Annotated in this window: 10 protein-coding genes; 7 read left to right on the forward strand and 3 right to left on the reverse strand. The window is 43.3% G+C overall.

All coding sequences use genetic code 11. The features are described 5' to 3' along the window. Positions 1 to 11 precede the first annotated feature (11 nt). From NE848_RS10575 to NE848_RS10595, 5 genes are all read left to right on the forward strand, one after another. Complete coding sequence (locus tag NE848_RS10575) at positions 12 to 1490, forward strand: RagB/SusD family nutrient uptake outer membrane protein (protein ID WP_252113287.1); 1479 nt, start codon at positions 12 to 14, stop codon at positions 1488 to 1490. 12 nt (positions 1491 to 1502) lie between these two features. Beyond that, a complete protein-coding gene (locus NE848_RS10580; RefSeq protein ID WP_252113289.1) occupies positions 1503 to 3551 on the forward strand; it encodes a hypothetical protein in 2049 nt (682 codons plus the stop codon). Between the two features lie 15 nt (positions 3552 to 3566). Continuing rightward, positions 3567 to 5201 carry a glycoside hydrolase family 16 protein gene (locus NE848_RS10585; protein ID WP_252113291.1) on the forward strand — a complete coding sequence of 545 codons (1635 nt, stop codon included), beginning with the start codon at positions 3567 to 3569 and terminating at the stop codon, positions 5199 to 5201. Between the two features lie 69 nt (positions 5202 to 5270). Then, positions 5271 to 7553: a beta-glucosidase BglX gene (gene bglX, locus NE848_RS10590; RefSeq protein ID WP_252113293.1), complete on the forward strand. Its 2283-nt coding sequence runs from the start codon at positions 5271 to 5273 to the stop codon at positions 7551 to 7553. After that, on the forward strand, positions 7550 to 8326 hold the full coding sequence (locus NE848_RS10595) for a glycoside hydrolase family 16 protein (RefSeq protein ID WP_252113295.1): 777 nt from the start codon (positions 7550 to 7552) through the stop codon (positions 8324 to 8326). The genes bglX and NE848_RS10595 overlap by 4 nt, the downstream gene beginning before the upstream one ends. A gap of 76 nt (positions 8327 to 8402) precedes the next feature. Here NE848_RS10595 and NE848_RS10600 read toward each other — a convergent pair whose 3' ends face one another. Then, a complete protein-coding gene (locus tag NE848_RS10600; RefSeq protein ID WP_252113458.1) occupies positions 8403 to 8852 on the reverse strand; it encodes a nucleoside deaminase in 450 nt (149 codons plus the stop codon). 91 nt (positions 8853 to 8943) lie between these two features. On the opposite strand from NE848_RS10600, the gene NE848_RS10605 reads away from it, so the two are divergent. Further along, a complete protein-coding gene (locus NE848_RS10605) occupies positions 8944 to 10716 on the forward strand; it encodes a 1-deoxy-D-xylulose-5-phosphate synthase (protein ID WP_252113297.1) in 1773 nt (590 codons plus the stop codon). A gap of 38 nt (positions 10717 to 10754) precedes the next feature. Next, positions 10755 to 11747: a DUF3078 domain-containing protein gene (locus NE848_RS10610; RefSeq protein ID WP_252113300.1), complete on the forward strand. Its 993-nt coding sequence runs from the start codon at positions 10755 to 10757 to the stop codon at positions 11745 to 11747. A 1-nt stretch (position 11748) separates the two neighbouring features. On the opposite strand, the gene dgt is transcribed toward NE848_RS10610, so the two are convergent. Then, positions 11749 to 13095, reverse strand: coding sequence for a dGTP triphosphohydrolase (dgt, locus tag NE848_RS10615; RefSeq protein ID WP_252113302.1), 1347 nt, complete (start codon positions 13093 to 13095; stop codon positions 11749 to 11751). A gap of 187 nt (positions 13096 to 13282) precedes the next feature. After that, on the reverse strand, positions 13283 to 15742 hold the full coding sequence (locus NE848_RS10620) for a ribonucleoside-diphosphate reductase subunit alpha (RefSeq protein ID WP_252113304.1): 2460 nt from the start codon (positions 15740 to 15742) through the stop codon (positions 13283 to 13285). Between the last annotated feature and the right edge of the window lie 18 nt (positions 15743 to 15760).

A 15760-nucleotide genomic window follows, 5' to 3' on the forward strand; every position in this document is an offset into this window, starting at 1 on the left:
AATTATTGTTTATGAAAAATATCTCAATTATTAAAAAGATATACTTTTTCCTCGGTCTGGTGATGCTGGTTGGTTGTAGCGAGAATTTCCTCGAGGAAACAGAAGAGTATACCATAGATTCAGAAAACTATTTCAATTCTGAACAGGAATATTACAATGCCCTTATTGGTGCATACGATGTGCTTCAGTCAACTTATGTAAACGTACTTCTTGGTGAAATAGCCTCTGATAATACCCTTAGTGGTGGGGAGAGTGCTACCGATGTTATCGGGTTCCAGCAGGTGGATGAAATGACCCATACCGAGGTTAACGATAATCTTGACGATGTTTGGGACTGGAACTTTGCCGGAGTTCAGCGTGCTAACTACATCCTGGAGAATAAGGACAAAACAGACTTCGAAGGAAAGGACAGGATTATTGCTGAAGCAAGATTTCTTAGAGCATATTTTACTTTTGAACTGGTAAAATGGTTTGGTCCTATCCCGATCAAAGGAGACGAGAGATTCGTTCTGGGGGATGAGAATTCCGTTCAAAGAGCCCCGGTAAGTGAGGTTTATGCTCAAATAGAGTCTGACCTTCAGTTCGCCATAGATAATATGGATTATAACGCGCCGCAAGTAGGAAGAGCTACTAAAGGCTCTGCTCAGGCTTTACTGGGTAAGGCTTATCTTTACCAGGATAAGTTCCAGGAAGCAGCAGAGGTGCTAAGAAACCTTATCGATAGCGGGCAGTATCACCTTTACGGAACCCAGGGAGATGAAGATTATACCAATCTTTTTGAGCAGGTAGGAGAGAACAGTGCAGAGGCTGTTTTTGAGATTCAGTATACCGGAGAAGAAGGTGCTGGTTTTGGATGTCTTCAGTGTAGTGAAGGTAACGTTGCGGTAGGATTCCAGGGAATTAGAAACTATTCCGGGCCGTTGTTCGAATCAGGATATAGTTTTAATGTTCCAGTTGAAGAAGTGTACAACCTTTTCAGCGAAGACGATATAAGAAGAGATTATTCCATTCTGGATATCGAGGCCTGGGCTGAAGAGACCGGAGCTACCTATATTGAAGGTTACAAGCATACCGGGTATTTCAACCGTAAATATCTTCCAAGAAAAAACGATAATGCCGGTGATCCAAACCTGACTCAACCTAATAACTACAGAGCCATTCGTTATGCCGATGTTCTGCTTATGGCAGCAGAGGCATTGAACAGAGGTGGTATCAATGATGAACTTGCCAGTACTTACCTGAATATGGTTCGTAACCGTGCAGGTCTTGATGATGTTGATGCAACCGGTTCAACATTAACAGAGCTGATCTTTCAGGAGCGCAGACTTGAAATGGTTGGAGAGGGTCACAGGTTCTTTGACCTGGTAAGAACCGGTCGTGCAGCAGAGGCTATAGAAGGTTTCCAAACCGGAAAGAACGAATTATTCCCGATCCCGCTGGAAGAACTTGAATTCTCTAACGGATTATGGGAACAAAATCCTGGATATTAAAAAAACAGCATTATGAAGAATACTATAAAACTATTTTTATTTATCACTCTCAGCGTCCTTTTCATAGGATGTGAGAGTGATGATGACCAGATGGTAGATTTGAGCAATCTGGCGGCGCCTTCCAATCTTGGAGCAAGCTTCCAGATCACTCAGGATAATTCCGGACTGGTGACCATAACTCCTAAGGGAGAAAGTGCCAACACTTTTGTGGTTGATTTTGGTGATGGTTCAGAAGTTTCGGCGGAACTTAAGCCTGGACAAACCATCGATCACGTTTTTGATGAAGGTGATTACGATGTGGTCGTTACGGGTAAGAATCTTAACGGGGTAACGGCTGAGGGAACTCAGGCGCTGACTGTTTCATTCAGGGCTCCTGAAAACCTGGAAGTGGATATTCAGAAGTCGGCAGACGATAACTATACTTACACAGTTTCGGCTACTGCAGATTTCGCTGCGATGTTCAATGTGTATTTTGGAGATGTGGAGGACGAAGAGCCAACTCCAATGATGATTGGAGAAACTGTTTCTCATACTTACGATGCCGTTGGTGATTATGATGTTAGAGTTGTTGCGCTTAGTGGTGGTGCCGCTACCACAGAGCTTACTCAAACCATTCAGGTAAGGGATCCTTTATTCCTGCCAGTAGACTTTGAATCTCCAACTAAAGATTACTCTTTCTACAACTTTGGAGGTGGCGATGGCCTTTTTGATCTGGTGATCGATAATCCCGATCCAACAGGAGTGAATACAAGTGATAAGGTTGCTGAGTATACAAAACCAGCTGGTTCTGAAGTATGGGCGGGAACTACCATTAACCTGGATGAGGCTATAGATTTCTCGTCACAAAAATATATCGCTGTTGATGTATGGTCTCCAAAGGCCGGAATTCCGGTGATATTTAAAATCGAAAATATCGATAATGCCGATCTTTTTGTTGAATCTGCCGTAAATACAACGGTTAGCAACGAGTGGGAAACACTCGTATTCGATATGACCGCGGCAGATATGTCTATTGATTATGCGAAGCTTGTATTGTTCTTCGATTTTGGAACTCCGGGAGACGATTCAACTTATTATTTCGATAATATTAGGCAGACCACCCTCGAACCTATCAAACTACCTCTGGATTTTGAATCTGAAAATGCAACCTACGAGTGGGGTGGATTTGGTGGAGCAACTGGCTCTGTAATTGATAATCCAGATATGTCTGGTATTAATACCAGTTCCATGGTAAGTACTTTAAACAAGTCTGATGGAGCTCAAACATGGGCAGGAATTTCACTTAACCTGGAAGAACCTGTAGACTTCTCTAACGGAACTACCGCAAAAATGAAAGTTTGGTCTCCAAGAGCGGGAACTCCTATTTTATTCAAATTAGAAAAATCTGATTCAGCTCCTGATGCTAACGGAAACCCTTCGGTTGTTGCTGAAGTTTTTCAATCTACAACTGTGGCAGGAGAATGGGAAGAGCTAAGCTTCGACCTTAGCACTTTTGGAGCATTTGATGCCTCTATAGATTATGACAGGGTGATCGTATTCTATGATTTTGGAAATACAGGTCAGGGAGAGGATTTCTATTTTGATGATATTAAAATAGGAGATACTTCATACATCTCTTTATTCAGTGAATTTGGCGATGATGTGACAGTTGATACCTGGAGAACAAGCTGGTCTGCGGCAGATTATGAAGAAGTTGAATTTGACGGCAGACTAACCAAGCATTATTCAAACCTGAATTTTGTGGGTATTGAAACTGTGGCGAATACTGTAGATATTACAGGAATGACTCACTTCCATGTAGATGTTTATACCGATAATGCTACCACATTCAGGGTTAAACTGGTAGACTTTGGACCTGATGGTGCTTTTGACGGGGGAGATGATACAGAGCACGAAGTTGTCTTTGAGAATCTTGCCCAGAATGAATGGGTGAGCCTGGATATCCCATTATCTCAGTTTGAAGGACTTGCAAATAGAGAAAATATTGCTCAGTACATCTTTTCTGCAGTACCGGCAGGAAGTGCAAACGTCTATGTAGATGAAATTTATTTCCATAACTAGAACAAAACGATAAAAATGAAAAACATATTTTTTAAACTATTATTCATGATCACTCTTTCGGCAGGATTTATTTCCTGCGAAGAGGATTATGATATCGGAGAGATCAATGCTCCTTCTAACCTGACCGTTACGGCAGAAGTAGTAGGGCAGTCTGATGATAATCCACGAGGCGATGGTAGTGGAATGGTGAACTTCACTGCATCGGCAACCGGAGCCATGACCTATAAATTTGGTTTGCCAGATGGTGATGAAGTAGTTCCAAGTGGTTCATTTAGCAAGCCTTTTTCATCTTCTGGAAACTATACAATTCCGGTAATTGCATATGGGCCAGGAGGAACATCCACCTCAACTACAGTTAACGTAGACGTATTTGTTGCATATGAACCACCACAGGATCTTATTGACAAACTTGTTGGAGACGGTTCTAAAGAATGGAGGATCAAAGCTTCGGCGCCAAGTCATTTTGGTCTTGGACCAGTTGGCGGATCGGTACTTGCTGAATGGTATGGTGCGGGACCTAACGAGAAGGCAACTGCAGGAATGTATGATGACAGGTATATCTTCAACGAAGATGGAACTTTCACGCACATCACCAATATTAATACCGAGGACGATTCAGGTACTGTATTCGGAAGGGTTGGACTTATTGATGAATTAGGATCCAGCGGAGGAACCGTTGAAGGTGCAGATGTTCTTAACCTGCCATATTCGGACTACACTGCTAATTGGGCTATTATCGCCCCTGGAGGTGTTGAGACGATTGCCCTTTCAGGTACCGCATTCATAGGATACTATACAGGGGGAGATCACCAGTACCATATTTTTGATAGATCGGTTCCCGGAGAACTAATCGTTCGAACTACCGATGGTAATAATGAATTCGACTGGTGGTTCATCCTTACTTCCGATGACGGAAGTGGAGCCGGCGATGGTGACGGAGGAGCAGAATTCCAGACTGAATTTGATGATCTTCTCTGGGAAGCTACTTTTGATGATGATACATCTCTTGATACCAGCGTATGGAACTACGAAATTGGAAACGGCGACAATGGTTGGGGAAACCAGGAAGCTCAGTATTATACAGAGAACAATACATCAATAGTTGACGGGAATCTTTTGATCACCGCGAAAAGAGAATCTGAAAGCGGATTCGATTTTACTTCATCTCGTATCACTACCAAGGATAATTTTGAATTCACCTATGGAAGGGTTGAAGCCAGAGCCAAACTTCCTGAAGGTGGAGGAACCTGGCCGGCGATCTGGATGCTTGGAAATAACTTCGACGAAGTGGGATGGCCCGCAACAGGAGAGATCGATATCATGGAGCACAAAGGGAACGATCCCGGAGTGATCCATGGTAGCCTTCACTATCCAGGTGCTTCAGGTGGTGATGCCGATACTGGAACCACAACAATCGAAAACCCATCGTCAGAATTCCATACCTATACCATGGAATGGTCTGCAGAAAGAATCGTATTTCTTGTAGATGGTGAGGTTTATCATACTTATGAGAATACCCCGGATTCTCCATACAATAAAGATTTCTTCCTTATCATGAATTTGGCTATGGGAGGAACCTTTGGTGGAGACATAGATCCTGATTTTCAGGAATCTTCTATGGAAATTGATTATATAAGAGTATTTCAGTAATCGTTTTGTTTTTGCTCAATTGTTAGATTTCCGGGGGTGTGATTGCTCCCGGAATTTACCCTTTTAATTATGAAAAAAATATTCAAGATCGTTACATTCCTTATTGTAGGAACCGGAAGCCTTTTTGCTCAGTCAGATGGGATTTCCAGTTCAGTGATGGATGTAGAAACCAAAGTAGACTCAGTATTGCAACTTATGACCCTTGAAGAAAAAGTGGGTCAGATGGTGCAGTATAATGGAAGCTGGGACTTAACCGGTCCGGCTTCGGGGACTGATAACAAACAGAAGGAAGAAAGGCTGAAAAAGGGTCTTGTGGGCTCCATGCTCAATGTCATTTCTGTGGATGCCACACGTGAAGCACAACGTTTGAACATGGAAAACTCCCGAATGAAGATCCCTCTTATATTCGGTTATGATGTGATACATGGTTATAAAACCATATTTCCTGTTCCCCTTGGAGAAACTGCTAGCTGGGATCTTGAAGCCATGGAGAAATCTGCCCGTATCGCAGCACTGGAATCGGTTGCTGATGGTATTAACTGGACTTTCTCTCCTATGATTGATATTTCAAGAGATGCACGTTGGGGCCGTATTATGGAAGGCTCTGGCGAAGATCCTTTTCTTACTTCCAAGGTTGCTGTTGCGAAAGTAAAGGGCTACCAGGGAGATGACCTTTCCCATCCCAGAACGATCGCGGCTACCGCTAAACATTTTGCAGGTTACGGTCTAGCAGAAGGGGGAAAGGATTATAACGCGGTTAATATTGGCGAGAATGAACTTCATAATGTTGTTCTACCTCCCTTTCATGCGGCTGCCGAAGCCGGGGTAGCTACATTTATGAACTCCTTCAATACTATCGATGGTGTTCCTGCTACCGGAAGTGAAAACCTTCAAAGGGATATCCTGAAAGGAGACTGGGACTGGAAAGGTTTTGTGGTTTCTGATTGGGGATCTATCGCAGAAATGGTTCCTCATGGTTTTGCACGGGATAAGGTACATGCCGCAGAGATTGCAGTAAAGGCAGGGAGTGATATGGATATGGAAGGTGGAGCCTATGTTGCCGGACTTCAAAAACTGGTAGAGGAAGGAAAAATCGATGAATCTTTAATAGATGATGCGGTGAGAAGGATACTTCGTGTGAAGTTCAAAATGGGACTTTTTGAAGATCCTTATCGATATGCAGATGAAGATCTGAATAATTCGATATCCTATGAAGAACATAGAAAAGAGGCCAGAGACATTGCCAGAAAGTCCATTGTGCTTCTAAAGAATGAGAATGACCTGCTTCCAATAGATAATTCAGTTAATAAAATTGCGGTTATAGGGCCCTTAGCCGATGATAAGGACAGTCCTATTGGTAACTGGCGTGCCCAGGGAGAAACCAATTCCGCTGTTTCAGTTCTGGAAGGATTGAAGGCCGCTGCAGCCGAAAATACTGAAATCACCTATAGTAAAGGAGTTACTTTGGGGGAGGGAGAACGCAGTTTCCTTTTTCCACTTGAAATTAATGAAACAGATAGATCGGGAATCTCTGAGGCTGTGAAAGCAGCCAAAGATGCCGAACTTGTGGTTATGGTTCTTGGGGAGGATGCTTTCCAGTCTGGAGAAGGCCGCAGTCAGGCATATGTAGGCCTTGCGGGACTGCAAATGGAATTGGTGAAGGAAGTTCAAAAAGTAAATCAGAACATTGTCCTGGTACTTATCAATGGCCGTCCGCTTGAAATTACCTGGGCTTCTGAGAATATACCTTCTATCGTGGAAGCTTGGCAGCTTGGTACCGAAAGTGGAAATGCCATTGCCGATGTTCTTCTGGGGAAATATAATCCTTCAGGTAAACTGCCGGTTTCTTTTCCACGTGCGGTGGGACAGGAACCATTATATTATAATCATTTGAATACGGGAAGGCCCTATAGCGAGGAGCATGTGACCTATGCACATTATACTGATATTGAAAATGGCCCTTTATATCCTTTTGGTTATGGTTTAAGCTATACCGATTTTGAATATGGAAAACCTGAACTTTCTTCTTCCAGTCTTAATACAGGTGAAACTGTGACGCTTAGTGTTGAGCTTACAAATACTGGAAACGTTAAGGGTAAGGAAGTGGTTCAGCTATATCTGAGGGATCTTGTGGCAAGTCTTGCCAGGCCTGTAAAAGAACTGAAAGGCTTTAAGCTTGTGGAGCTTAATCCCGGTGAGACCAGAACTGTGGAATTCCAAATTGATGAAGAAATGCTTAAATTTTACTCCGCATCTGGAAAATGGGAAGCCGAAACCGGGGAATTTGAACTTATGCTCGGTGGAAATTCTGAAGATGTAAAGTCAGTAAAATTAAATTACAGCAAATCATGAAAGAATTTTCAAAATTAGTACTGTCATGTGGATTACTTCTGGGAATTGTCTTAACAGGAAAAGCTCAGGAAAAGGTGATCTTCGAAGAAGATTTTAACGGAGATAGCCTGGACATGAGTTCCTGGAGCTACGAAGAAGGTGATGGATGCCCGGATATTTGTGGTTGGGGTAATAACGAGAGACAGGTCTATGACAGGGAGTTTGTGGAGGTTAAGGATGGTAATCTTGTGATTACTGCAGTTAAGAAGGCTGATGAGTATTATTCTGGAAAGATCATTTCCAAAGACAAGGTGGAATTCAAATATGGCGTGATAGAAGTACGGGCAAAGTTAGGAACCGGAAAGGGCATATGGCCTGCTTTCTGGATGCTGGGTGCAGATATCAGTGAAGTTGGATGGCCAGCCTGTGGGGAGATCGATATCCTGGAATACGTTGGGAAGGAACCCGGGATGGTCTTTACTTCTTTGCATACTCCTGCCAGTCACGGAGAAACCATCAATACAAAAAAGACCAGGATCGAAGATATCGAAGAAGGTTTTCACACCTATAAAGCCGAATGGACGAAGGATTATGTTGAATTCTTTGTAGACGGGAACCAGGTGTACAGGTTCACTCCGGAAAAGTATGATGATGAACATTATCCCTTCAGAAAGGATTTTTACTTTCTCATCAATATGGCTGTAGGAGGTACTTTTGGAGGACCGGAGGTAGATGATTCAATTTTTCCGGTCAAATACTATATAGACCATATTAAAGTAACCCGGTCGAATTAGTCAAAACAGGCGGGACCTTCTATCTGAAATTTGGGCTTGGATTAGCGTTTCTAATACTTATTTCAAAGGTTCCGCTTTAATTTAAATTTCTCTTCTCTATAAAGAACTTTTTCAGAAGGGATCCACATTCATTTTCCATCACTCCCGATTTCACTTCGGTCTTTGGATGTAACTCCACTCCAAATTTGCGGTATCCGCGGTGCGGATCGGAAGCTCCGAATACAAGTTTAGGGATCTGACTCCAATAAAGAGCTCCGGCACACATCTGGCAGGGTTCCATGGTGACATACATGGTGCAGTTCAGTAGATATTTTCCCCCAAGAAAATTTGCGGCAGCTGTGATCGCCTGCATTTCGGCATGAGCTGTAACATCATTGAGGGTTTCGGTAAGGTTATGCCCCCTGGCGATGATCCTGTCGTTTATCACTACTACCACACCCACGGGAATCTCCCCTTTTTCATAGGCCGCTTCGGCTTCTTCCAAAGCCTTTTTCATATAATATTCATCATTAAAAGGAGAAAGCATGTGTGGAATTTTCATGAAAGATATAAATTTTGAAGATTCCGGGCAGCAGTCATATCCCTAATTAAGATTTCATAATGTAACTTTGCCGGGTATGGCCGAAAAGATCCTGAAAAATATACACAGCCCGGCAGACCTGCGGAAGCTTTCTAAAGAGGAATTGAAAGTACTTGCCAAAGAACTGCGTCGCTTTATTATTGATATAGTAGCCACAAAGGAAGGGCATCTTGGTGCGAGCCTTGGTGTTGTTGAGCTTACCATCGCCCTGCATTATGTCTTCAATACACCTGAAGATCTGCTGGTATGGGATGTTGGTCACCAGGCCTACGGGCATAAGATCCTCACCGGGCGCAAGGATATTTTTGATACCAACCGGCAGCTGGGAGGTATCAGCGGTTTTCCCAAAAGAAGTGAAAGTGAATATGACACCTTCGGGACCGGGCATTCTTCCACCTCGGTTTCGGCGGCCCTTGGTATGGCTATCGCTTCCAATCTTAAGGGAGAAACCGAAAAACAGCATATCGCCGTGATCGGTGATGCCTCCATCGCCAGCGGGATGGCCTTTGAGGGTTTGAATCATGCCGGTGTCACTAAGGCAAATCTGCTGGTAATCCTTAACGATAATGCTATCGGGATCGATCCCAGCGTTGGAGCTTTAAAGGAATATCTCACCAAAGCCAGGGTGGGTTATAAACCTGCCAGTGATAATATTATTGAAGCTTTGAACTTCAGGTATTTTGGCCCTGTTGACGGTCATGATCTGGAAGGTCTTCTGAAGGTCCTCGGGGAGATGAAGCAGATAAAGGGACCTAAGTTCCTTCATGTGATTACAAAAAAAGGAAAAGGACTAAAAAAGGCCGAGGAAGACCAGGTAAAATATCACGCGCCGGGAAAATTTGAGCCTGAAACAGGAGAATTATTAAAATATGAAACCGACGGCCTTCCATTAAAGTACCAGGATGTCTTTGGTTTTACATTGGTTGAACTGGCCGAAAAGAATGAGAAGATCATTGGGATCACGCCGGCTATGCCTACGGGTAGTTCCCTGAAATATATGATGAAAGCTTTTCCCGAAAGAGCTTTTGATGTAGGGATCGCTGAGCAGCATGCGGTCACTCTTTCGGCAGGGATGGCTACACAGGGCTTTGTGGTCTATTGCGCGATCTACTCCACTTTTCTGCAAAGAGCTTATGACCAGTTGATCCATGACGTGGCACTTCAGAATTTGCCGGTGATCTTCTGCCTTGATCGTGCGGGCCTTGTAGGTGAAGATGGAGCCACCCATCACGGGGTTTTTGATATTGCCTATGCCAGGGCCATTCCTAATTTGATAATAGCAGCACCTAGGAATGAGGTCGACCTTCGAAACCTGCTTTATACGGCCCAGCTTGGACTAAAAAACCCAATGATTATTCGCTATCCCCGCGGCCGTGGCGTGTTGAAGGAATGGAGAAAACCTTTTGAAAAAATAGAGATAGGAAAGGGAGAATGTCTTAAAGAAGGTTCAGAAATAGCAGTGCTTAGTATCGGGAATATGGCAGGAAACGTTTCGAAGGCCATCGATGAAATTGGGGAAAAAGAGAAGATCGCTCATTACGATATGCGTTTTGTTAAACCGCTTGATGAAGAATTACTCAGAAATATTTTTAAAAAGTATCAGAAAATAGTTACCGCAGAGGACGGAGTCAAAAAATCTGGATTTGGAAGCGCCGTCCTGGAATTCGCTGCAGAGGCCGGTTTTCAAGGTAAAATATACACATTAGGTATTCCTGATGAATTTATTGAGCAAGGAAGTGTGATTCAATTACAAGAAATCGCAGGAATTCACGTTGAAGGAATAAGGCAAAAGCTGGAATCTATGATATGATTTTTTTATTTTTGCAAATCTGAAAACCTAAATTATTAATGAAGTTCCAAATCCTACTCTTATTTTTCTTCTTTACATCACTCAATTCTTTAGCTTCTGATTTTAAATATATTGCAGTAAATGATACTACTGCAACTGCTGCCAAGGATACTACGGTTTCCGATACCATGATGATGTACTGGACAGAGAAGAATACTTTCGGGGTTAATCTTAGCGAGGTGGCTTTCGTTAACTGGAATTCGGGAGGTAATAATTCGGTTTCTGCTTTATTCTTTTCAAGCTTTGAAAGGAACTTTGAAAAAGACCTTACCATGTGGAAAAATTCAGCCTCTCTGCGATATGGACTCAATGCACAGGAAGGTCGTGAAGTAAGGAAGACCGAAGATGAGATTCGGTTGAAATCTTCATTCGGTTTCAGAAAAGACAGTACCTCTAACTGGTATTATTCAGGAAAATTTAGCTTTAACACACAGTTTTCTAACGGATATAAATATCCAGATACCGAGGTGCCGATTTCAAAATTCATGGCACCGGGCTATACTTTTCTGGGTGCGGGTACCGAATACTCCGATCCCGTGGAAGATCTAACGGTGTATCTTTCTCCTATAACCTTTAAGTCTACCTTTGTACTGGACCAGCGGCTGGCCGATGAAGGGATGTTTGGGGTGGAACCGGCTGTTACCGATGAGCTGGGAAATATCCTGAAGGAAGGTGAGAATCTGCGAACGGAATTTGGTTTTCTTGTCACCAGCGGTTTCAGCAAGGAAGTTTTCGATAATATCGATCTTGATAATCAGCTGAGTTTATATTCAGACTATCTCAATAACTTCGGAAATGTTGATGTTGACTGGCAGCTGAACGTTAATATGAAGGTGAACGACTTCGTGAAGGCCAATGTGGGCTCACATATACGTTATGACGACGATGTGAAATTCAAGGAAGATACCAATGGCGATGGGAAACTTGAAACTTCCGGCCCCCGGCTTCAGCTGAAGCAGATGCTTGGTGTTGGAGTTGTTTACGAATTCTAGGTTATAAACTCTGTCCCTTATATTTTTTTACCGAAGCCACGGTCATCCCATCAGTGAGTGAAGCCGTATAGGAACAGATCCCTATCAGTTTCTCGTATACTGAATCATTATTCTGCAGATGTTGTAACTGTGGCACCGATTTCAAAACCAGTTTGGTGAAATTTGAATCTTCATCATTGTTTTCCGGTAGAAGGGCTTTGGTGTAAATGTCAAGAAGATAGGAAAGCATGCGATAGCCGGCAATTTCCTTGCTTATCACTTCCTCGCTCTGGTATATCTTTTCTATGCTTATCTTGATAATGTCTTTTATCTGGGCCTCATAACTGCTCTTGTCAAAAAGAGATTCATGGAATTCTCCCTTCAGGATCGCATCCTCATTTTTCAGAAATATTTCGGCCGCTTCACCAATAAGGGTGTTTATGGCTAAAGACCTGAGATAGGCAAGCCTGTCGGCTGTATTGGTAAGACCATTATATTTTGAGGTATTGATATTGTCCTTAACCAGTTTAATAAGGTATTCCAGGGCATAATCCTCGTCTATAAGGCCCAGGTTTATCCCATCCTCAAAATCGATGATGGTGTAACATATATCATCGGCTGCCTCTACCAGGAACGCAAGTGGATGCCTGCAATATCCAATGTCTTTTCCCTCTCTAGTCTTTTTAAGTCCTAACTCCACCGCTACCTCTTCGAAGAAGTCTCTTTCGCTTTGAAAGAAACCAAATTTCTTGTCCTCTATATTTCTTGAGGGTTTATGCGGGAGGGATTCTTTTGGGTACTTCGTAAATGCACCGAGAGTGGCATAAGAAAGTCTTAAGCCACCTTCGATTCCCGGGCGATGTTCGGTAAGTATTTTGAAACCGTTAGCATTACCTTCAAATTTCACGAGATCCTGAAACTCTTTTTCACTAAGCTGATCTTTAAAACGTTTTCCGTTCCCATGACTGAAGTATTCCCCAATGGCCTTTTCACCCGAATGCCCGAATGGCGGATTCCCGATGTCATGCGCTAAAGCTGCCGCAGCCACAATAGCTCCAAAATCGTTCATCTGGTATCCGAAAGTATCCCGAAGATGGGGGTGCTTTTCAAGCAGTTTCTGGCCGGTAAGTCGTCCCAAAGATCTTCCCACTACCGATACTTCAAGACTGTGAGTAAGACGGGTGTGCACAAAATCGGTCTTTGAGAGCGGGATCACCTGTGTCTTATCCTGTAGGCTCCTGAAAGCCGAAGAAAAGATGATTCGGTCATAATCTACTTCAAAACCCAGCCGGGTTTCGTTCTGTTCCTTTCTAAGTCTTTTATGTGTATCTCCGAATCTTTTAAGCGATAAGAGTTGTTCCCAGTTCATTTTAGTTGGTAGTTATCTGTGATCTGCAGTAGTGAATTTTGCTTGGCTAAAAATAAATAAAAAAGACGCCTTTGAAAACTTTCGGCCCTTCATCCTGAATTTATTTCGGCAAACAGAAAATTGAAATGAAAAAAGGGAAGTAATGCCTACTTCCCCCCTTCAATTCAAATTTGAATTAGCCAAAATTTTAAGATCCGCACATCAGGCAGTCGTCACCTTCACCTTCTTTGGACTGAGCGATGATGGCTCTGAGTTCCTCGGGTGTAAGGGCCCCCTCCTCTTCGCTTTGTTGAGAAATTACCGGTTTTGACTGAGCCTGCATTTTTTCAGCCGCTCTAGCCGGCGCCTGAGTTTCGGTCTTTACAGGTTCTTTTTTAGTTTCTTTTTGCAGCGTAAACTTAATGGCGTCCACGGCTGCTTTGGTGCGAAGATAATACATTCCTGTTTTAAGTCCGCTTTTCCATGCATAGAAATGCATAGAGGTAAGTTTGCTGTAGTTCGCATTTTCCATGAACAGGTTAAGGGACTGAGACTGGTCTATAAAATATCCTCTTTGCCTTGACATATCAATGATATCCTTCATGCTCATTTCCCATACGGTCTTGTAAAGATCTTTGAGATCCTGAGGGATGATATCTATATTCTGTACCGATCCGTTATTACGCATAATGGCATTTTTGACATCTTCTGTCCACAGGTCTCTTGCTACAAGATCTTCCAGCAGGTGCTTGTTCACCACTATGAATTCTCCTGAAAGTACCCTTCGCGTATAGATGTTTGAGGTGTAGGGTTCAAAAGCCTCGTTGTTACCAAGGATCTGGGAAGTAGAAGCCGTTGGCATTGGTGCAAGCAACAGGGAGTTTCGCACCCCGTTCTTCATTACCTGTTTTCTGAGTTTAGCCCAATCCCATCGTCCGCTAAGCTCCTCATCTTTGATTCCCCATAGATTATACTGAAATTCTCCCTGGCTTATAGGTGAGCCTTTAAAAGTGGAATATGGTCCTTCTTCTTTTGCCAGTTCCATGGAAGCGCTCACAGCAGCGAAATATAATGTTTCAAAGATCTCCTGGTTAAGCTTCTTTGCTTCGTCTGAAGTGAATGGCAGTCTTAATTTGATAAAAGTATCTGCCAGCCCCTGAACTCCGAGTCCAACGGGACGGTGGCGCATATTTGAATTCTCAGCTTCCTTTACAGGATAGTAGTTCCTGTCGATCACCTTGTTCAGGTTTTTGGTAACTCTTTTTGTGATCTTGAACAGTTCCTTGTGATCAAATTCTTCTCCCTTAACGAACATTGGCAGCGCGATAGAGGCAAGGTTGCATACCGCTACTTCATCTTCGCTGGTATATTCGAGGATCTCGGTACAAAGGTTAGAAGACCTGATGGTTCCAAGATTTTTTTGGTTGGACTTACGGTTGGCCGCATCTTTATAAAGCATATAAGGAGTTCCGGTCTCGATCTGTGATTCCATGATCTTTTCCCAAAGTTCGCGGGCCTTGATCGTTCTACGACCCTTATCTTCGGCCTCATATTTTTCATAAAGCTTTTCGAATTCTTCGCCGTAAGTATCAAAAAGCCCCGGGCATTCGTTAGGGCACATAAGAGTCCATTTTCCATCTTCCTGAACCCGTTTCATGAACAGGTCGGGCATCCACATGGCGTAGAAAAGGTCACGTGCACGCATTTCCTCTTTTCCGTGGTTCTTCTTGAGGTCGAGAAAATCAAAGATGTCGGCATGCCATGGTTCCACATAAATGGCGAATGAACCTTTTCTCTTTCCTCCACCCTGGTCCACATAACGGGCGGTGTCGTTGAAAACTCTTAACATGGGAACAATTCCATTAGATGTCCCGTTGGTTCCCGAAATATAAGAGCCTGTAGCACGTACGTTATGAATTGAAAGTCCAATCCCACCGGCCGATTGTGAGATCTTTGCAGTTTGCTTCAGGGTGTCATAGATACCATCGATGCTGTCATCCTTCATTGTTAGCAGGAAGCAGGAAGACATCTGTGGTTTTGGAGTTCCTGAATTGAAAAGTGTTGGGGTAGCGTGTGTAAAATACTTTTTAGACATCAGCTCATAGGTCTCTATGGCTGCATCCAGGTCGTCTATATGTATCCCTATGGAAACCCGCATAAGCATATGCTGTGGACGCTCGGCGATCTCCCCGTTAAGTTTCAACAGGTAGGATCTTTCCAGGGTCTTGAATCCGAAGTAATCGTATCCAAAGTCACGGTTATAAATGATCGTGGAATCCAGTTTTTCGCTGTTATCCATGATCACCTTATAGACTTCATCTGAGATGAGCGGAGCTTTTTCACCTGTTCGGGGATTCACATACTCATAAAGATCGGTCATTACCTCAGAGAAGGTCTTCTTGGTATTTTTATGCAGGTTAGAGACAGATATCCTCGCAGCAAGCTTTGCGTAATCAGGGTGGGAGGTCGTCATGGTAGCGGCGATCTCGGCAGCCAGGTTATCCAGTTCACTGGTGGTCACATTGTCATAAAGGCCTTCAATGACCCTCATCGCCACTTTTACCGGGTCTACCAGTTCGTTAAGCCCGTAGCAGAGTTTTTTAACCCTGGCGGTAATTTTGTCGAACATAACGGGCTCCTTCCTCCCGTCTCTTTTAACTACATACATACGCTACAATTTTAGGTC

The sequence above is a fragment of the Gramella jeungdoensis genome (assembly GCF_023805255.1).
In the GTDB taxonomy this organism is placed as follows: domain Bacteria; phylum Bacteroidota; class Bacteroidia; order Flavobacteriales; family Flavobacteriaceae; genus Christiangramia; species Christiangramia jeungdoensis.